Annotated in this window: 19 protein-coding genes; 1 reads left to right on the forward strand and 18 read right to left on the reverse strand. The window is 60.9% G+C overall.

Annotated features, from left to right (window positions below; genetic code table 11):
* Positions 1-125: 125 nt before the first annotated feature.
* Positions 126-1,064 (forward strand): Na/Pi cotransporter family protein, encoded by a 939-nt coding sequence (locus M516_RS0100205; protein ID WP_029097310.1) that lies wholly within the window; start codon positions 126-128, stop codon positions 1,062-1,064.
* A gap of 6 nt (positions 1,065-1,070) precedes the next feature.
* Here the strand turns inward: M516_RS0100205 and M516_RS0100210 are convergent, their stop codons facing one another.
* The 18 genes from M516_RS0100210 to M516_RS0100295 all read right to left on the reverse strand — a co-directional run bounded on the left by M516_RS0100210 (position 1,071) and on the right by M516_RS0100295 (position 19,374).
* Positions 1,071-1,736 carry an LrgB family protein gene (locus tag M516_RS0100210; protein WP_029097311.1) on the reverse strand — a complete coding sequence of 222 codons (666 nt, stop codon included), beginning with the start codon at positions 1,734-1,736 and terminating at the stop codon, positions 1,071-1,073.
* Entirely contained in the window at positions 1,729-2,121 is a 393-nt protein-coding gene (locus tag M516_RS0100215; RefSeq protein ID WP_029097312.1) for a CidA/LrgA family protein, read from the reverse strand. The genes M516_RS0100210 and M516_RS0100215 overlap by 8 nt, the downstream gene beginning before the upstream one ends.
* Positions 2,122-2,296: 175 nt before the next feature.
* On the reverse strand, positions 2,297-2,962 hold the full coding sequence (gene deoC, locus M516_RS0100220) for a deoxyribose-phosphate aldolase (RefSeq protein WP_029097313.1): 666 nt from the start codon (positions 2,960-2,962) through the stop codon (positions 2,297-2,299).
* A gap of 4 nt (positions 2,963-2,966) precedes the next feature.
* A complete protein-coding gene (locus M516_RS0100225) occupies positions 2,967-3,395 on the reverse strand; it encodes an NUDIX hydrolase (protein ID WP_029097314.1) in 429 nt (142 codons plus the stop codon).
* The gene (gene mtaB / locus M516_RS0100230; protein ID WP_029097315.1) at positions 3,392-4,750 is read right to left on the reverse strand and encodes a tRNA (N(6)-L-threonylcarbamoyladenosine(37)-C(2))-methylthiotransferase MtaB; all 1,359 of its coding nucleotides are present in this window, start codon (positions 4,748-4,750) and stop codon (positions 3,392-3,394) included. Before mtaB ends, M516_RS0100225 begins: the two co-directional genes overlap by 4 nt.
* Positions 4,751-4,798: 48 nt before the next feature.
* On the reverse strand, positions 4,799-5,542 hold the full coding sequence (locus M516_RS0100235; RefSeq protein WP_029097316.1) for a 16S rRNA (uracil(1498)-N(3))-methyltransferase: 744 nt from the start codon (positions 5,540-5,542) through the stop codon (positions 4,799-4,801).
* 18 nt (positions 5,543-5,560) lie between these two features.
* Positions 5,561-6,502 (reverse strand): 50S ribosomal protein L11 methyltransferase, encoded by a 942-nt coding sequence (gene prmA / locus M516_RS0100240; RefSeq protein WP_029097317.1) that lies wholly within the window; start codon positions 6,500-6,502, stop codon positions 5,561-5,563.
* A 64-nt stretch (positions 6,503-6,566) separates the two neighbouring features.
* On the reverse strand, positions 6,567-7,697 hold the full coding sequence (dnaJ, locus tag M516_RS0100245; RefSeq protein WP_029097318.1) for a molecular chaperone DnaJ: 1,131 nt from the start codon (positions 7,695-7,697) through the stop codon (positions 6,567-6,569).
* A gap of 108 nt (positions 7,698-7,805) precedes the next feature.
* The gene (gene dnaK / locus M516_RS0100250; RefSeq protein ID WP_029097319.1) at positions 7,806-9,644 is read right to left on the reverse strand and encodes a molecular chaperone DnaK; all 1,839 of its coding nucleotides are present in this window, start codon (positions 9,642-9,644) and stop codon (positions 7,806-7,808) included.
* Between the two features lie 50 nt (positions 9,645-9,694).
* The gene (gene grpE / locus M516_RS0100255; RefSeq protein WP_029097320.1) at positions 9,695-10,273 is read right to left on the reverse strand and encodes a nucleotide exchange factor GrpE; all 579 of its coding nucleotides are present in this window, start codon (positions 10,271-10,273) and stop codon (positions 9,695-9,697) included.
* A gap of 61 nt (positions 10,274-10,334) precedes the next feature.
* Positions 10,335-11,363, reverse strand: a complete 1,029-nt coding sequence (gene hrcA / locus M516_RS0100260) for a heat-inducible transcriptional repressor HrcA (protein WP_029097321.1) — start codon at positions 11,361-11,363, stop codon at positions 10,335-10,337.
* Between the two features lie 122 nt (positions 11,364-11,485).
* Positions 11,486-12,628: a radical SAM family heme chaperone HemW gene (gene hemW / locus M516_RS0100265; protein ID WP_029097322.1), complete on the reverse strand. Its 1,143-nt coding sequence runs from the start codon at positions 12,626-12,628 to the stop codon at positions 11,486-11,488.
* 58 nt (positions 12,629-12,686) lie between these two features.
* Positions 12,687-14,504 (reverse strand): translation elongation factor 4, encoded by a 1,818-nt coding sequence (lepA, locus tag M516_RS0100270; protein WP_029097323.1) that lies wholly within the window; start codon positions 14,502-14,504, stop codon positions 12,687-12,689.
* Positions 14,505-14,767: 263 nt separating this feature from the next.
* Positions 14,768-15,781, reverse strand: a complete 1,014-nt coding sequence (locus tag M516_RS0100275) for a hypothetical protein (RefSeq protein WP_029097324.1) — start codon at positions 15,779-15,781, stop codon at positions 14,768-14,770.
* Positions 15,751-16,299, reverse strand: a complete 549-nt coding sequence (locus M516_RS0100280) for a sigma-70 family RNA polymerase sigma factor (protein WP_029097325.1) — start codon at positions 16,297-16,299, stop codon at positions 15,751-15,753. The genes M516_RS0100275 and M516_RS0100280 overlap by 31 nt, the downstream gene beginning before the upstream one ends.
* Positions 16,300-16,414: 115 nt before the next feature.
* Positions 16,415-17,218, reverse strand: a complete 804-nt coding sequence (locus M516_RS22425; protein ID WP_051188046.1) for a heme ABC transporter ATP-binding protein — start codon at positions 17,216-17,218, stop codon at positions 16,415-16,417.
* On the reverse strand, positions 17,215-18,297 hold the full coding sequence (locus tag M516_RS0100290; protein WP_029097326.1) for a FecCD family ABC transporter permease: 1,083 nt from the start codon (positions 18,295-18,297) through the stop codon (positions 17,215-17,217). The genes M516_RS22425 and M516_RS0100290 overlap by 4 nt, the downstream gene beginning before the upstream one ends.
* Positions 18,298-18,363: 66 nt before the next feature.
* Positions 18,364-19,374, reverse strand: coding sequence for an ABC transporter substrate-binding protein (locus M516_RS0100295; RefSeq protein ID WP_029097327.1), 1,011 nt, complete (start codon positions 19,372-19,374; stop codon positions 18,364-18,366).
* Positions 19,375-19,497: the final 123 nt, after the last annotated feature.

The following is a 19,497-nucleotide window of genomic DNA, read 5'->3' on the forward strand; positions in this document are numbered from 1 at the left end:
TCTTGGTACAGGCATAGCGTATAGTAATTCGAACCCTCCCGGCTGCCGGCGGGGTTTACCCGCTCGGGCGGCGCTCGCGAAGGCCGCGCGGGGGCGTTCTCATTGTTGGTAAGGAGGATCGCTCCGTGTTTGCCATCCTCGCTCCCTTTACGTGTGGACTCAGTTTTTTTCTGTTGGGTATGTATGCCATGCGCACCGGTTTTCAAAACCTCGCCGGAAAGAAAATGGCGGACTGGCTGGGACGCTTCACGCGCACGCCGGTCCACAGCTTTTGGGTGGGACTTTTGACCACCTTTGTGCTGCAGAGCTCCAGCGCCGTCACCGTGCTCACCATCGGGCTCACACATGCGGGCATGATCAGCTTTTCCCGGACGGTGGGGATCATTCTCGGCACCAACGTGGGGACGACGGTCACGACCGAACTGATGGCGCTTCGGCTGGAGTCGTTCGCCGTGCCCATGCTCCTGGTCGGCGTCGCCTTGTGGCTGATGCCGCGCCGTCTGACCCGCTGCATCGGGCTGGTGGTGGCCGGGTTCGGCCTGATCTTTCTCGGGATCGACACCCTGCAGGTGATGGCCAAACCGCTGGAACAGTCGGACGCGTTTCGTTCGCTGTTTCTGGAAAGCCGCCATTCCGTCTGGATCGGCCTGATCACCGGATTGGTGTTTACCGCGCTCATCCACAGCAGTTCGGCGACGACCGCCATCACCATGGGACTGATGAGCCACCAGGTGCTCTCGATGGAGACCGCGCTGGCGATCGTGCTCGGGGCCAACATCGGCACCTGCTTTACCGCCATCATCGCCAGCATCGGAACCAATGCGGCCTCCCGCCAGGTCGCCTGGTGCCACACGCTGTTCAACCTGGCCGGCGCTCTTGCATTTCTGCCGTTTCTTCCACAGCTTGCCCTGGTCAGCAGCTTTTTAACGGACAGCCCGTCGATGCAGATCGCCCACGCCCAGACCCTTTTCAATGTGGGGTGTTCCCTGGCCGCCCTGCCGTTTACCCGGCAGATCGCCGCCGCCGTCCAGTGGCTGGTGCCGGACCGAAAGCGGCGCCGGTAACCCCGTCTACAGCGAAAACGGAATCAGGTACAGCGACGTCACCACACCGGCCAGAATCATCGCCACGCTGGACGCCGCCGTCTGCACCGGCGACACGCGGTTCAGGTTGGCCGTGCCGACCGCATGGGAGCTGGTGCCGACGGCGATCCCGATCGCCCAATCGTCCCTGATCCCGGCCCAGGGAAGGAGCGGACGGGCGATGGTGATGCCGACGATTCCCGTCAAGACGGTAAACAAGGCCCCCAGCGCCGGAATGCCGCCGATGCTGCGGGTCAGTTCCACGGCGATCGGCGTGGTCACCGATTTGGCCATCATGCTGTTCACCAGCGTCTGATCCGTGCCCAGCAGCCATCCCACCAGCCGGACCGTCAGGATCGCGACGGCGCAGCCCGCCGCCACGCCCAGCAGGACGCCGCGCCAGATATGGACAAATTCCTTCACCTGCTTGGCGAGGGGAACGGCCAGCGCGACAGTGGCCGGTCCCAGCCAGAACGAGATCCATTCCCCGCCGGCGCGGTACGCTTCCCAGTCGCCACCGATCAGCCACCAGACGAGCCAGACACAGATCGTCGCCACGACCAGCGGCTGCAGGCGGGGAAAGCGGTCTACCACCAGTACCGCCGCCTTGTATCCCACCAGCGTCACCGCGACAGCGAGCAGTTGGTCAAGCATCGAGCGCCCTCCCTTCCAGCGGGCGATGCTCCGCTTTTTGCTTGTGCCGGTTCAGATACCACTGGACGACCCGGCCCGACACCAGCATCACCACGAGCGGTCCCAGCACGAGCGACAAGACGATCGGCCACGGGTCGCCGGCGATCCACTTGAGATACGACGCCACCCCTACCAGAATCGGTACAAAAAACAGCATCATGTGCCGGAGCAGCAGATTGCTGGCACACTCGACCCAATCCATCTTGACCATTCCCGTGCACAGCCCCAGCGTCAGCAGCAGCATGCCCAGCAAGTTGCCCGGCAGCGGGACGTGAAGCCATTTGTTGGCCAGCGTACCCGCTCCAAAAAAGGCAAGCAGAATCAACATGCCCTTGATGGTTTTCATGCGATGCGCTCCTCTCTCCCGGTCTTTCTCCGTATGGTCACGCCCGGATCAGCCAGGCGGGTCTTTCCTGACCTGGTGCGCTCTTCAGGCAGCCTCGTCAAACGCTGCAGGGCAGCGGTCTGACCCACCTGCAGAAAAAAGCCCGACCACTCATACGGTCAGGCTTTCCTACGTGTCAGTAACCGCTTCCGCCCTCGTTTGCGCCCGTCACGATCGCGACGCCGGAGCTGGTGCCGATGCGGCTCGCTCCCGCTTCGATCATGGCCAGGGCCGCGGCGCGGTCGCGCACACCGCCGGAGGCTTTTACGCCAACGTTCGGCCCCACCGTTTTGCGCATCAGGGCGACATCTTCCACGGTGGCACCGCCATGTCCGAAGCCGGTGGAGGTTTTGACGTAATCGGCGCCTGCTTCCACACACAGCTTGCAGGCGGTCACTTTTTCTTCGTCCGTCAACAGGCCCGTTTCCAGAATCACTTTGACCAGAACGCTGCCGGCCGCTTCTTTGACGGCTTTCACATCCGCTTTCACCAGGTCCAGATCGCCGGATTTCAGCGCGCCGATGTTGAGCACCATGTCCACTTCCGTTGCGCCGTTGGCAATCGCGTCGCGGGTTTCCGCCGCTTTTACCGCCGGGGTGCTGGCTCCCAGCGGGAACCCGATGACGGTGCACACCTTTACGTCGGTGCCTTTCAGCAGCTCGGCGCAGCGCTTCACCCAGAACGGGTTGACGCAGACGGAGGCAAAGTTGTGTTCTTTTGCTTCTGCGCACAGCTTGTCGATCATCGCCGCCGTCGTTTCCGGCTTCAGCAGGGTATGGTCAATGTACTTGTTCAGGTTCATTCTTTTACACCTCGATCCCGAAATGTTGCAACGCCTTGCGCAGGACGTTGTCATTGTTGCGGTAACCCCGTTCCTGCTGGAGAGCCCACGCTTCCAGCGGCGTGTGCCAGTGGACGTCGTTGATCTCCTCCACCTGCACGGTAATTTCCGTGGTGTATGCCTCCACCAGAAAATAGTGGACTTCCTTGTTGACCACTTCTCCGGTTACCGGGTGATGGTAGTCGTAATAAATGGTGTCCAGCTTTTCTCCCAACACCCCGCGGATTCCCGTCTCTTCCAGCACTTCCCGGAGTGCCGTTTCCTCGATGGTCTCGCCCCGTTCCTGTTTTCCCTTGGCCAGCGTCACCTTGCCGTAACGGTCTTCAATCAGCAAAATCAGCAAATCCTGGTCGTGAAAGCGGTAGACGACGCCTCCCGCCGATACCTCTTTCATATCGCCCGTCCCTCAAGCAGCACAGGACGCACATTGTCCAGCACGCGGACAAACGTGCCTTTGCAGTATTCGGAGCCGGGTTCGTCCAGCCGGACCTTGCAGATTTTGCCGATCATCGACTCATCCCCTGGGAAAACCACGTTCAGGTAGTTGTCGGAATACCCCATCAGCATGCCGCTGGACGGGTCTTCCTTGTACGGACGTTCGGGAATCACTTCCAGCACGTCGCCGACGAACTGCTGGGCGTACGCCAGGGTCAACTGCTGGTTCAGCTCCAGCAGCCGGGCGACCCGCTCGTGTTTCACGTCTTCCGGAATCTGATCCGGCATGCGGGCGGCCGGGGTACCGGTGCGCATGGAGTACGGGAACACGTGCAGTTCGGCAAACCCCACTTTTTTGATGAAATCGTAGGTGTTTTGGAACTGCTCTTCCGTTTCGCCCGGGAAGCCGACGATCACGTCGGTGGTCAGGGCCACGCCTGGCAGAGCTTCGCGCACTTTCACCATCTTCTCGTAGAATTCCGCCGTGGTGTACTTGCGGCGCATCCGCTTCAGCACCTCGTCGTCGCCCGCCTGCAGCGGCACGTGCAGATGGCGGCAGACGCGGTCCGAGTTGTTGATCACGTCAATCACTTCGTCGGTAATCTGGCTGGCTTCGATGGAGCTGATGCGAATCCGCTTCAGTCCCTCCACCTGATGCAGGTCCACGAGCAGCTTGGCCAGGTTGTAATTCTCCAGATCCTCGCCGTAGCCGCCGGTGTGGATACCGGTCAGCACGATCTCCAGATACCCGGCATCGACCAGTTTCCGTGCCTGCTCGAGAACGCTCTCCGGTTTGCGGGAGCGCATCAGGCCGCGTGCCCACGGGATGATGCAGAAGGTGCAGAAGTTGTTGCAGCCCTCCTGGATCTTCAGGGACGCACGTGTGCGGTCCGTAAACGACGGTACCTCCAGTTCTTCAAACTCGCGCGCCTTCATGATGTTGGTGACCGCGTTGATCGGTTGGCGCTCCCGGCGGATTTGCTCCACGTATTCGATCAGCTTCTCGCGGCCCTGGGTACCGACGATGATATCCACACCCGGGATTTGCGCGATTTCTCCGGGGGAGGTTTGCGCGTAGCAACCGGTCACGGCGACAATCGCGTCAGGATTGCGGCGAATGGCCCGGCGAATGACCTGACGGCTCTTCTTGTCTCCGGTGTTGGTCACCGTGCACGTATTGATGACGTAGACGTCGGCGCCGTCCTGTTCGAAGTCCACCCGCTCGTAGCCGTTGGCCTTGAACAGCTGCCAGATCGCTTCCGTCTCATAACTGTTCACTTTGCAGCCCAATGTATGGAAAGCAACCGTAGACATGGCGCTTCCTCCTTTCTGTAAGTAGACCGTTTGGCGCATCGAAACGCTCTACGGGTCCAGGCGTTCAAACTGGTAGGATGCGGCGGCCAGCACGTACTGGCTGGCCGTCTCCGTGCGCAGGATGCGCGGACCGAGCGAAACGGACTGAAAGCCCATCGACTCTGCCTGGGCCACCTCGTCCGGAGAAAAGCCCCCTTCCGGCCCGATCAGGACGAAGAGCGACTCTCCCGGCTTCATGGCGGCAAACACCTGATGAAGCGTGGAGCCGCCTTCCTTTTCGTAGGCGATCACACGCTGCGCGTAACCGGCGGCTGACGCGATCGCTTGACGAAATGACGCAGGCGGCAGAATCTCCGGCAGCACCGCTCGGTGGGATTGTTCCGCCGCCTCTTTGACGATCTTGCGCCAGCGCTCCAGCTTCTTTGCCTCTTTTTTGGCGTCCAGCTTGACGATGGTGCGTTCGGAGGTAAACGGAAAAAAGGCATGCGCCCCCATTTCCGTCCCCTTTTGCAGGATCCACTCCATTTTCTCGCCCTTTGGCAGTCCCTGGCCGATGGTAATGCGAATCGGCAGTTCCGTCTGCTCGTCCAGGAATCGGACGATCCTGGCCGTCACTTCCTTCGCAGACAGGGAGACGAGCCGGGCGACAGCCGAACGGCCCGCCCCGTCGCACACGACGATTTCCTCGCCGGGTTTGGCCCGCATCACGTTTACGATATGATGAACGTCGTCGCCGACAATCGTTACCTCTTGTTCGGAAAAGAGGTGTGGCTCGACAAAGTATCTTTGCATCTCGCCAACCTCACTATTCTACCGTTTTTTTGCCACAATGGCTACCCAGTCATCGATGAAAATGGTTTCCACAAGTGCAAGGCCCGACTTCTCCATCGCCGCTTTCACATCCGCTTCCCGTGCGGCGATGATCCCGGACGCGATGAACACCCCGCCCGGTTTCAGCACGCGGTACACGTCGTCCGTAAAGCGGACGATCACTTCCGCGAGAATGTTGGCCACCACCACGTCGACCTGCTCGTCCACTCCGTCCAGCAGGTTGTTCTGCCGGACGGTGATCCGCTCGTGGACGCCGTTCAGTTCGGTATTGGCCTGCGCGGAACGGACCGCCACCTCGTCCAGATCCATCGCCAGCACGTGCGCGGCGCCCAGCTTGACGGCGGCGATGCTGAGGATGGCCGTTCCCGTCCCCACGTCGTAGACGCGGTCGCCCGGCTGCAGGTACTTTTCCAACGCGCGCAGGCAGAGGATCGTCGTCGGATGGGTGCCGGTGCCAAAGGCCATGCCCGGGTCCATCTCGATGATGATCTCGTCCGGCCGTTTCGGCTCGTATTCTTCCCAGACCGGTTTGATCGTCATCCGCTCCGACACGCTGACCGGTTTGTAATACTTTTTCCAGGCGTGGGCCCACTCGTCTTCGTGCACGTCGTTGACGGCGATCGTGCCTTTGCCGATGTCGAGACCGTAATCGGTCAGGTGGCTGAGCTGCTCCTTCAGCTCATCCAGCACGTCGACGAGCTGGCTCGAATCCATCGGCAGATACGCCTTGACGAATACGCCCTCGGCCGGAAAATCATCCGGGGAGAGCTGGTAGATTTCACCAAACGGCGTATCCCAATCGCGATGCAGCACCTCGGGGTCTTCAATGACGACACCGTTGGCCCCCATCTCGTATAGCAGGTTGGACACCGCTTCCACGGCCTCCGCTGTCGTGTGGATACTGATTTCCGACCATTTCATGAACTACCAACTCCCCAATCTGCTCTTTTCCTGCCAAAGTCTCGCTGACAGGCGCGATTCCCGGCTACTCGCCGCGGAACGCCCGCTTCATTTTTTCAAAAAAGCCCTCGTCTTCCACGCCGTACCCGCCTACCGACTCACCGGACAGGGAGGCGAATTCGCGAAGCAGTTCCTTTTGCCGCTCGTTCAGCTTGGTCGGCGTGACGACGCGCACCTTCACATGCTGGTCGCCGCGGCCGCTTCCGCGCAGGTACGGCACCCCTTTGCCGCGCAGCCGGAAGAACGTCTCCGTCTGCGTACCGGCAGGAATCTTCAATTTGACCCGACCGTCGACCGTCGGCACTTCGATTTCGTCCCCGAGCGCCGCCTGGGCAAAGGTGAGCGGGACTTCACAGTAGATATCATTGCCTTCCCTTTCAAAAAACTCGTGCGGCTTCACCCGCAGCACGACGTACAGGTCGCCGGGAGGGCCGCCGTTTACGCCCGGTTCGCCTTCGCCCGCGACGCGAAGCTGCGCACCGTCGTCCACGCCCGCCGGAATGTTGAGGTGAATTTTGCGGCGCACCTTCATCCGGCCGGTACCGCGGCAGGACGTACACTTCTCCTTGACCACCTTGCCCTTGCCTTCGCACGTCGGGCAGACGCGACGGTTCACGATGCGGCCAAACGGGGTGTTGGCCACCACTTCCTGCTGGCCGGTGCCGCCGCACGTTTTGCACGTCTCCACGCCGGAACCCGGCTTCGCTCCCGTGCCGTGGCAGGTGTCGCACTCCGCCTCCTTGGGAATCTCCACGTCGGTCTCCTTGCCGAAGACGGCTTCCGTAAATTCAATGGACAGCCCGAACTGCAGATCCGCCCCTTTTCTCGGCGCATTCGGGTTGGCCCGTCTGCCGCCGCCAAAGAACATGTCAAAAATGTCCCCGAAGCCGCCCATGTTGGACGTGTCAAACCCGCCGAACCCGCCGCCAAAGCCCTGGTTGGGGTCTTGATGGCCGAAGCGGTCGTACTGGGCGCGCTTTTGCGGGTCGGAGAGGACGTCGTACGCTTCTTTTACTTCCTTGAACTTCTCCTCCGCATCCGGCGCCTTGTTGACATCGGGGTGGTACTGGCGCGCCAGCTTGCGGTACGCCTTCTTGATCTCGTCGGCGTCCGCTCCCCTGGAGACACCCAGCACCTCGTAGTAATCCCGTTTCATCTGCTCGATCACTCCCATGACAGTCAACTGTTATCATAGCATGTGACTGACTTGAAAAAAAGTCAAAGTCAGCATTCCGTGACTTTGACTTTTTTCGTTCACGCTCGATTACTTCTTGTCGTCGACAACCTCGTAGTCAGCATCGACGACGTTGTCCTTTTTCGTCTCGCTGGATGCGCCTTGGCCAGCCGCGTTTTGTGCCGCCTGAGCGGCCTGCGCGGCCTGTTCGTACAGTTTCACGGAGATTTGTTGGATGACCTGGGACAGTTCGTCCTTGGCAGTCTTGATCTCGTCGATCTTGCCGCCTTCCAGCGCCTTTTTCAGTTTGTCCTTGGCTTCGTTGGCCTTGTCGATCTCCGCCTTGTCGACCTTGCCTTCCACCTCTTTCAAGGTCTTTTCGGTCGTGAAGACGAGCTGATCCGCTTCGTTGCGGAGCTCCACTTCTTCCTTGCGCTTTCTGTCCGCCTCGGCGTTCAGTTCCGCCTCTTTCACCATGCGCTCGATCTCTTCGTCCGTCAGGCCGGAGTTGGAGGTGATGGTGATGCGCTGCTCCTTGCCGGTGCCGAGGTCTTTGGCGCGGACGTTCACGATCCCGTTGGCGTCGATGTCAAACGTTACCTCGATTTGCGGAACGCCGCGCGGTGCCGGCGGGATGTCGGACAGCGTGAAGCGGCCCAGCGTCTTGTTGTCGGCCGCCATCGGACGTTCGCCCTGCAGCACGTGGATTTCCACGGAGGTTTGGTTGTCGGCCGCCGTGGAGAAGATCTGCGACTTGCTGGTCGGAATCGTCGTGTTGCGCTCGATCAGCTTGGTGAACACGCCGCCCAGCGTTTCGATACCCAGAGACAGCGGGGTTACGTCGAGCAGCACGACGTCTTTCACGTCGCCGGTCAGCACGCCCGCCTGAACGGCTGCGCCCAGCGCCACCACTTCGTCCGGGTTAACCCCTTTGTGCGGCTCTTTGCCGATAAATTTCTTGATCGCTTCCTGTACGGCCGGAATCCGCGTGGAACCGCCGACGAGGATGACGCGGTCGATGTCGTTTGGCGTCAGTCCCGCATCTTCAAGCGCTTGGCGGGTCGGCCCCATGGTGCGCTCAACCAGGTGCGCGGACAGCTCTTCAAACTTGGCGCGGGTCAGGTTTACCTCCAGGTGCTTCGGACCGGTCGCGTCCGCGGTGATGAACGGCAGCGAGATGGTCGTGGTCAGCACGCCGGAGAGGTCTTTTTTCGCTTTTTCCGCGGCGTCTTTCAAACGCTGCAGCGCCATGCGGTCCTGGGACAGGTCGATGCCGTGTTCCTTTTTAAACTCGCTCACCAGGTAGTCGATGATCACCTGGTCAAAGTCGTCACCGCCCAGGCGGTTGTCGCCGGAAGTGGCTTTTACTTCAAAGAAACCGTCGGACAGCTCCAGAATGGAGACGTCGAAGGTACCGCCGCCCAGGTCGTAGACGAGCACGGTCTGGTCTTCCGTTTTTTCGATGCCGTACGCCAGCGCCGCCGCCGTCGGCTCGTTGACGATGCGGAGCACTTCCAGGCCGGCGATTTTGCCGGCGTCCTTGGTCGCTTGACGCTGGCTGTCGTTAAAGTAAGCCGGAACGGTAATCACCGCTTTGGTGACCGGTTCGCCCAGGTACGCTTCCGCGTCGGCTTTCAGCTTTTGCAGAATCATCGCGGAAATTTCCTGCGGCGTGTACTCCTTGCCTTCCAGGGTTACTTTGTAGTTGGTCCCCATGTGGCGTTTAATGGAAATCACAGTGTTGTCCGGGTTGGTGATGGCTTGGCGTTTGGCCGCTTCCCCGACGATGCGCTCGCCGTTTTTGAACGCGACGACAGACGGAGTGGTGCGGTTGCCCTCCGCGTTGGCGATGACGACCGGTTCGCCGCCTTCCATTACGGCTACGCAAGAGTTTGTGGTTCCCAAGTCAATACCGATAACGCGACTCATACTGGATATCCTCCTTACACTTCTGTCGAACTGGAATCATATAAGAACGGTCAGGCGTTTACCTTGACCATCGCAGGCCGGATGACGCGATCCTTGAAGAGGTAGCCCTTTTGCAGCTCTTCCACGACCACGCCCGATTCGTACGCGGGGTCTTCGGCCTGCATCACCGCCTGGTGCACGTTGGGATCAAAGGGTTGGCCGGCCGCCTGGATCGGCGTCAAGCCTTCCCGTTCAAAGATCTGCACCATCTGGCGGTACACCATGTTGACGCCTTCGAGCAGGGATTCGACGGTCATCGAATCCTTGTCGGCAGCCAGCGCCCGTTCGAAGTTGTCGAGCACGGGCAGAAGCTCCGTGATGATCTTGAGCGAGGCGTACTTGGCCAGATCCTCCTGCTCCTTGCGCGTCCGCCGTCTGAGGTTTTCCATGTCGGCCAAGGCGCGCAGCATGCGGTTCTGGTTTTCTTCCGCCTGCGCCTTCCAGCGTTCCGCTTCCTGCTGCCAGTCGATCTCCGCCGCCGGCTCCTGCTGCTGCTGGCCGGCGGTTTCCTGCTGCTCCTGCTGCTCGGCTGCTGCAGCTTCCGCTTCCTTTTCCTGTGCCTGGTCTTGCGTCAGTTTGTCATCGTTCAACGTTCGATACCTCCCCAGACTGTCCGCTGCCGCTGCACCGGGTCAGCCTTTCACTCCATTACTATTTCTCAAACTGCGATGTCAGCATACGCGACAGACCTTCCGCCAGATAGTTGAGCACGGTGATCACCCGGCTGTACTCCATCCGCGTCGGCCCCAGAATCCCCACCGTCCCGACCGGCTTGCCGCCGATGTAATACGAGGTGGTGATGATGCTGCATTCCTTCATCGCGTCAAGCTGGTTTTCCTGTCCGATGCGCACGGTGATGCCCTCGGTCGGAGGTCCGAACAAGTGGACCAGTTGATCGTTTTGTTCCAGCAGTTCCAGGATGTCCTTCACTTTGTCCACGTCGCGGAACTCCGGCTGATCCATGATCTTGGTCGCACCGCGGAGGTAGACGCGTTCGCCTTCCTGCCGCTGGAGGGACTCTTCCAGAATCTGCAGCATCTCTTCGTACTGCTCCACATGGCGCCGCATCTCGCCCGCCACTTCCTGATACAGGCGCTGGCGAAGCTGCCACAGCGGCACGTCGGTCAGCTTGCTGTTCAGCAGGTTGACCAGCTTCTCGATCTCCTGCGGGCGAACGCCCTGCGGCAGGTCAATCAGCTTGTTTTCCACGCGGCCGGTGTTCGTGACCACGATGGCCACCGCCTGTGTTTCATTCAGGGGAACGATCTGAATGTGTTTCAGCCGTTGTTCGAAAATCTCCGGACCCAGCACGATGGCCGTGTAGTTGGTCACGTGCGAGAGAATTTGAGCGGTGTAATCGATCACCTGCTCAAAGTGATGAATCCGCTCGGCAAACAGCTGTTTCAGTTTGCTCAACTCCAGATCGCTCAACATGTGCGGTTTTATCAGGTTGTCGACGTAGAAGCGGTACCCTTTCGTGGAGGGCACGCGCCCTGCCGATGTATGCGGCTGTTCCAGGTACCCCAGCTCTTCCAAATCGGCCATCTCGTTGCGGATGGTCGCGGAGCTGAAGCCGATGTCCTCCCGTTTGGAGATGGTGCGTGAGCCAACGGGTTCGGCGGAATGAATGTAATTATCGACAATCGCATTGAGAATCAGTCGTTGGCGTTCCGATAACATGCTGTCTTCGCCCCCTGTTGTTAGCACTCAACCGCATCGAGTGCTAAATCTATCTACTAAGGTATCAATATGCGAAGGTTTTGTCAATGTTTTCCCAGCACCCTGTCCCCTCAAGCCTGCCGCTAGTCGCGCAGGAAGCGGGCGAACACTTCGTTTCCCAACGGAAGGGCCCGTTTGGTCAGCCGCACGTGGCCGTCCGCCCGTTCCAGCATCCCTTTTGCCACCTCTTCGTCGATCACCGGTCCGAACACCTGCTCCGCCGTGACGCCAAAGCGCTCCGCAAACCGGGCGAGGTTCACCCCGTCGCGCAGCCGCAGCCCCAGTATCATCTGTTCCTCCATGGCGTCCTCGCGGGAGACGGCAAACTGCTCCACCCGGGGCAGCCCTTCCTGGCACATGCGCATGTAGACGGCCAGCGGCCCGGCGTTGACGTGCCGTTCGCCGTTTACATAGCCGTGCGCCCCCGCGCCCAACCCATAATATTCATCGTTGAGCCAATAGGTGCAGTTGTGCCGGCTTTCATAGCCGGGTTTGGCAAAGTTGCTGATCTCGTACTGGCGGTAGCCGTGTCCCTCCATTTCCTCGATCAACATCAGGTACATCGCCAGCTCGTCCTCCTCCGAGGGCAGCGGGAGCTGGTCTTTCTGGTACAGCGTGTGGAACAGCGTGTTTTCTTCCACCTTCAGGCTGTAGGCGGAAAAGTGCGTGGTCGGCAGTTCAAACGCCTTTTCCAGCGTGCGGCGGAAGATCTCTTCCGTCTGGTCCGGCAGCCCGAACATCAGGTCGATGGTCAGGTTGGAAAAGCCGACGGCCACCGCGTTGTCGATGCTGCGGTAGACGTCGTCCACGTCGTGAATCCGGCCCAGCCGCTTCAAGAGCGCGTTGTCGAACGACTGCACGCCGAAGCTGAGCCGGTTGACGCCCAGCCCGCGCATCAGCCTGAGCTTTTCCACGTCGGTGGTGCCGGGATTGGCCTCCATCGTAAATTCCAGATCGTCGGTCCAGAAGCGTTCCGTATGCTTCCGCACGGCTTCCAGAAAGACCTTCATCTGGTCGCGGTCGAGAAACGTCGGCGTACCTCCGCCGACGAAAATGGTTTTGACCTTCTCCGGCGGCCACTGGGCAAAGGTCCGCTCCATCTCCTTGTCCAGTGCCTCCAGGTAGTCCCAGATCACCTGCGGGTTGTTGGTGACGAACGAATTGAAGTCACAGTAGTAGCATTTGTTGGTGCAAAAGGGAATGTGGATGTACACCGACTGCGGCATATCCGCTCCCCTCCTTTTTGCGGTAGTGGAATGGAAAAGACCTGACGCGCGGTCAGGCCTACTTCTTGTCGTCCATGCGCAGCACAGCCATAAACGCTTCTTGCGGCACCTCGACGGAGCCAACGGCTTTCATGCGCTTTTTCCCTTCTTTTTGTTTTTCCAGGAGCTTGCGCTTCCGGGAGATGTCGCCGCCGTAACACTTGGCCAACACGTTTTTCCTGAGCGCGCTGATCGTCTCGCGCGCGATCACCTTGTGGCCGATGGCGGCCTGAATCGGCACTTCAAACTGCTGGCGCGGAATCAGTTCTTTCAGCTTTTCGCAGATGACGCGTCCGCGCTGGTAAGCGCTGTCGCGGTGGACGATGAACGACAGCGCGTCGACCACTTCGCCGTTGAGCAGGATGTCCATTTTCACCAGCTTGGACGGCTTGTAGCCGGCCAGTTCATAGTCAAAGGAAGCGTACCCCTTGGTGCCCGACTTCAACAGGTCGAAGAAGTCGTAGACGATCTCGGAGAGCGGCATGTCGTACTTGAGCTGGACGCGGTTTTCCCCCATGTACTGCATGTCGAGGAAGTCGCCGCGCTTGCCCTGGCAGAGCTGCATCACGTCGCCGACGTAATCCTTGGGCACCATGATCGTCGCGGTGACGTACGGCTCCTCGATCTGCTCGATTTTTTGTGCCTCCGGCATTTTCGACGGGTTGTCGATCTCGATCACTTCGCCGTTCGTCTTGGTGATGCGGTAGACGACGCTCGGCGCGGTGGTAATCAGGTTGATGTTAAACTCGCGCTCGATCCGCTCCTGGATGATCTCCATGTGCAAAAGCCCGAGGAAGCCGCAGCGGAAGCCGAAGCCGAGCGCCTGCGAGGTCTCCGGTTCGAACTGCAGCGACGCGTCGTTCAACTGCAGCTTTTCCAGCGCCTCGCGCAGGTCGTTGTACTCACTGGTGTCGATCGGGTAGAGACCGCAAAACACCATCGGATTGATCTTGCGGTAACCCGGCAGCGGCTCGGCGGCCGGCCGGTTAGCATCGGTGATCGTATCCCCGACGCGGGTGTCGCCCACCGTCTTGATCGAGGCGGCGACGTAGCCCACGTCACCGACGGACAGTTCGTCAACCGGCGTCTGGCGGGGCGTGGAGGTGCCCACTTCCGTCACTTCAAACGTTTTGCCGGTGGCCATCATCTTGATTTTCATGCCTTTTTTCAGCGTACCGTTGACAATCCGCACGGACGCGATCACGCCCCGGTACGGGTCAAAGTAGGAGTCGAAGATCAGCGCCTGCAGCGGCGCGTCCGGGTCGCCCTCTGGCGCCGGCACCTTTTTCACCACCGCCTCCAGCACGTCCTTGATGCCGATGCCCGCTTTGGCCGAGGTGAGGCAGGCGTCGCTGGCGTCCAGCCCGATGACGTCCTCCACCTCCTGCTTGACGCGCTCCGGCTCCGCGCTGGGCAGGTCGATCTTGTTGATGACCGGGATGATCTCCAGATTGTTGTCCAGCGCCAGGTAGACGTTGGCCAGCGTCTGCGCCTCGATACCCTGGGCGGCGTCCACCACCAGGAGCGCCCCTTCACAGGCTGCGAGGCTGCGGGACACTTCGTACGTGAAGTCGACGTGCCCGGGGGTGTCGATCAGATGCAGGATGTACTCCTCTCCGTCATCCGCTTTATAATTCAACCGCACGGCGTTCAGCTTGATCGTGATGCCGCGCTCCTTTTCCAGCTCCATCGTGTCCAGAAACTGGTCTTCCATTTCACGGGCCGAAAGCGCCCCGGTCAGCTCCAGAATGCGGTCCGCCAGGGTTGACTTTCCGTGGTCGATATGGGCGATAATGGAAAAGTTGCGAATTCGTTTCTGTCTTTCACGGCGATCCATCTGTTGTTTGTTCCCTCCCACGCCATCCAAAAGTCGCTTTCAGATCGCGTTCCGAAAAAATACACTAACGTCAATTATAACAAAGGCGGGATAGCGGAGCAATAAGCAGGAACGGAGCGGACATGACGAAATGCCGCGCGCTTCTGCAGCGCGGCGGAGCGGAAGGAGAAGGAAGATGGGAGATGGAAGGGGCATGACGGGGCGCACCCCTTCTGGAGGAGAGGGCGGCGGGGGAATTAGGGGAGCAGCCGGGTACGGCCCTGTCAGTGTGCAGAGCCGTACCTTTTCAGTTTCTGCACGATCTGCGGCGGAAACATCGACTCGAGACTGCTCTGGTAACGGCTGCCGTCCTCCGGCATGCGGTGGCTTGTGACCTGGTACCCGGCGCTGCCGCCGCGAGAGACCCTGTACGCGATGTCAAAGACCATCGGGGCGCTGAGCGCGGGCTGCTGATGGTCCCCGCCCCTGCCGGTAATCTGCACCCATGCGTACACGCGCCGGTTCTCCGCATTGGGGGCTTCCACGCCGATCACGTCCAGTTTGACGTCCCGCTCACCGCCGAGCCAGTCCAGATCGCCCCGGACGCTCTGCAGGTAGCGGGTAATCAGCGGCGTGACCAGTTCCCGGTTGGCCGGCGACACGCCCTCCTTCACCTCGACGAACACCTGTCCGAAATGCTTGCCGCCGGAGACGACCTGCAGCTTCCAGATACCCGCATGCGGCAAAACGATTCCGGAAGGAAAATGGCCGTCCGCGTCATACTGCGGTCCCGCCACCCGGTAGCTGCCCAGCTCCACGCGCTCCCCCTCGGTGCTCCACCCGACCAGATTCACTTCCGGGGCAAACGGACCATTCAGCAGCCAGAACACGTTTTGCATCTGTCCTTCGTACAGCTCATCCGTGATGATGCGCACCGGCTTCTCGCCGACGTAGCGGAACGGTTTGCCGTCATGGACCGTCTCCGTCTGCGGCGACGGGTTCCACAGCACGGGAGGAGAGGAGACGAGGCCGAACAGCGGGGGTACGGTTGTCTCCGGCGCGGGGCCGGGGGCGGTCGGCTGCTTGGGCTGCAGCGCATCGGGCCACCACATCCACAGGGCCAGCAGCGTCACCGCGGCGGACGCCGACGCCAGAAGCGGTCCGCGCCTCTGCCGCTGCGACCGCTGTCTGATGCGCTTTCGCACGGCTTCTTCCATTCCGGGGGTAAACGTCACGTCCTTGCACACCGTTTCGTCGGCCCGCTCCTTCAGCTCTCGCAGCCATTGGTCCCGTTCCATTCCCATTCCTCCCTTGACGCCATCCGCTGTCTCAACTGCTGCCGGGCGCGGTGCAGCCGTGTCCGGACCGTTCCCTCCGTCACGCCAAGCACTTCGGCCGTTTCCGCGATGGACAGATCGGCGTAGTAGTGCAGCGCGATCACCTGGCGGTACAGCGGCGGCAGCTCCAGCACCAGGCGAACCAGCTCGTCCCGTTGCGCCCGCTCCATGACCTGCCGCTCCGCGGACACGTCGCTCTCCCGGCTGATCCAGGAACAAGGCAGCAGGTTGCGAAACGCCCAGGAGCGCAGGCACCCTTTGCACTCGTTCACGGCGATCCGGTAGAGCCAGGTGCGGATGCTGCTCTCGCCGCGAAAACGGGGCAGGTGACGGTACGCTTTCAAAAAGACGTCCTGCGTGATGTCTTCCGCCAGGCTGCGGTCTTTCACCATCAAGGTGACCAGGCGAAGCACGCGCGTCCCGTATTCCCGCATGATCTGTTCCAGCACCGCTTCCGCCGTCGGCTGCAGTTTCTCCACGCGGCGCGCCTCCCTTCGTGTGCGTTCACCTGTTTAGATGCGGCCGGCCGACGAAATGTTACAACGTTTATGGCGAAAAACGGGTCCAGGTGCGCGGAAGTACGTCTTACGTCACCTATGCCAGACGGCTGCCTGACTGCCGCCCGTCCGCCGTCCGCTCCGACATGAAGAAAATGTGCGGCTTACCCGTCCGGGGGTGGATCATCACGTCCGCTTCCACGCCGAAGACTTCGCGGATCAGCTCCGGGGTGAAGACCTTCTCCGGCGTGCCGGAGGTGACGATCCGTCCCTCCCGGATCACGTAAAGACGGTCGCAGTACATCGCGGCCAGGTTCAGGTCGTGCAGCGCGGCGAGGACGGTGACCCGCAGCGTTTTCAACAAATCCAGCATGTGCAGTTGACAGCGAATGTCCAGATGGTTCGTCGGCTCGTCCAGGACGAGCAGCTTCGCCTGCTGCGCCAGTGCCCTGGCGATCAGCACCCGCTGTTTTTCCCCGCCGGACAGCGACAGGTAGCTTCTCTGCGCAAACGCCTGCATCCCCACCCGGGACAGCGCCTCCTCACAGATTCGTTGATCCTCGGAGGTATCCGCCTCCCAACACCGCTTGTGCGGGAATCGTCCCATCATGACGATTTCGGCCACGGTGAAGTCGACTTCCATCGAAGACTCCTGGCGCACCACGGCCATCCGCCGGGCCGCCTGCTGCGGCGACAGCCGGTAGAGATCATCGCCGTCCAGCGAGATCAGCCCGGCGTCCGGCTTCAACACGCGGTAAATGCTCTTCAACAGCGTCGACTTTCCGCTCCCGTTCGGGCCGATCAGGCCGACGAGCTCCCCTGTCCGGACCTGCAGGCCGACATCGTGGAGCACTGCTTTTTTGTCGAGCGTCACGGAAAGGTCTTGGGCCGTCACGTTCACCGTCCATCACCTCCAAACGAATAGGAACTGCGGCGCATCAGCCAGAGAAAGAACGGTCCGCCGCACAGGGCCGTGACGATCCCGATGGGAAGTTCCTGCGGCGCGAACGCCAGTCTGGCGATCACGTCGGCCCAGACGAGAAATACCGCTCCCAGCAGGGCGCAGACGGGCAGCACCCGCCGATGGTCGGAGCCGACGACGATCCGCACGATGTGAGGCATCATCAGCCCGACGAATCCGATTGCGCCGCTGATGGCCACCATCACGCCGGTCAAAAGCGCGGTAATCACGAGCAGCCCCTTGCGGAACCGTTCCACATGCACCCCCAGCGTGCGGGCGGTCTCCTCGCCCATCAGCATGGCGTTCAACGACCGGTAGCGGGTCAGAAGAAACGCAAGCCCGGCGGTCACGGCAGCAGCCGGGAGGGCGAGAAACTCCCATTTGGCGCCGGCCAGGCTGCCCGTCATCCAGAACAGCACGGCCTGAATGCCGTGTTCTTGGGGAGAGGAAAAGACGAGCAGGCTGGTCGCGGCGGACAAGACGGCAGACACGGCGATGCCCGCCATCAGCAGGCGAACGGTGGCGTTTTGCCCGCCGAGCCGGGAGAGGAAAAAGACCAGCAGGAGGGCGCCAAGCGATCCGGTAAACGCGCCGACGGACAGGGCGTACTGGCCATACAGCCCGAACGCGCCAAACAGCATGACCGACGCGGCCCCGACAGACGCCCCCGAGGAGACGCCCAGGATGTAGGGATCGGCAAGGGAATTGCGGACGAGCGCCTGGATGGCCGCCCCGACTACGGAGAGGCCGGCCCCGACGAGGGCGCCAAGCAGGACGCGGGGGAGCCGAATCTCCCAAATGATCGTCTCTGCCGCCTTTGACCAGTCGGGCTGTACCCATTCGCCGAAAAACGGCAGCCTGGACAGGGCAATTCCCCAGACCGTACGGGGATGGATGTCAACCGAGCCCAGCGTGACGGCAAACGTAACGGACGCCAGCAGGAGAGCCGTCAGACCGACGAGAACCGCGCAGAACCACCCCCGGCCTCTCTCCCCGATGAAAAACGCTGCTTTCCGCAAACCAATCCCTCCTATCGAATGTGGTGAGGCGGCGGGAGAGGACGGCTCCGTCCCGCCCGCACGGCCTTAGTCTTGAAACTTCTCCGGATAGAATCCTTTGGCGAGCGCCTCCAGGGCCATTGGCGCCCGGACCCCCTCTGCCGCCGCGGAGAGAGGGAGGACGATCAGCTTCTGGTTTCGAATGGCCGGCAGGTCGGCCAGCTCTTTTTTCGACAGCAGCAGCTCCCGTTTTTGCTCGACGGTCTTGTCGCCGTAGTCGACGATGACGATCACGTCCGGCTGCCGGTTGACAACCTCTTCCCAGTTGACGGTGGCCCAGCCCTTGGGGATGTCGTCGAAGATGTTTTTGCCGCCCGCCATCGCGATCAAGCGGGTCATGTAGTTGTTGGCGGCCGTCAACGGCTGATCCTCCCCGCTGTCGTAGACAAACACGCGCAGCGGTTTTTCCGGCTGTCCGATCCGCTTGGCGATCTGCTCCATCCGTTCGTTCATCCGGGCGATCAGCTCGTCCGCCTTTGCTTCCACGCGGAAAATGCGGCCGATGTTGCGGATGTCCGTGTACACGTCTTCCAGTGTGGGCGACGTCATGTTGGAGGACTGATGCAGATACGCCTTGATCCCCAGCTTCTCCAGCTCTTCCACCGTGCCCACCGCTTTGTCGGTGAAGGCGCTTTTCCATCCGGCGTAGACGAAATCCGGTTCCGCCGCCAACAGCACCTCCTTGGACGGGTATGTCTTGGACAGCACGGGGATTTTTTCATACGCTTCCTGGTATTCCGGCAAAATGCGGTCGTCCAGATAGGCCGTTCCCGCCATCCTGTCCGCCAGACCCAAGGCCAGCATGATTTCCGTCGTGTGCTGATTCAGCGTGACGGCCCGTTTAGGCGGCTGTTCAAAGGTCAGCACGCGATCGCCGTTTTGAACGGTAATCGGCTGCGCCGCTTCCGCTGCTGCAGGCTCTGCGGCCGGTTGCTGTTGACGGTCGTCCGGGTGGGAACTGCCGCACGCCGACAGGAGAAGGGCAAGCAGCACTGTTTTGACCAGCCAAAAGCGGGAATTGAAACGAAAATTTTTCATGACACGTCCTCCTCTGCATATTTGATAATCGTAATCATTTCGTTTTATACAAAACCTCCATGATACGGTCTCTCCCGCTCGTTGTAAACCTTTTTCCCACGTGTTCCGCGGCAACAAAAAAGC

It is taken from the genome of Brevibacillus thermoruber 423, from assembly GCF_000454065.1.
GTDB lineage: Bacteria > Bacillota > Bacilli > Brevibacillales > Brevibacillaceae > Brevibacillus > Brevibacillus thermoruber.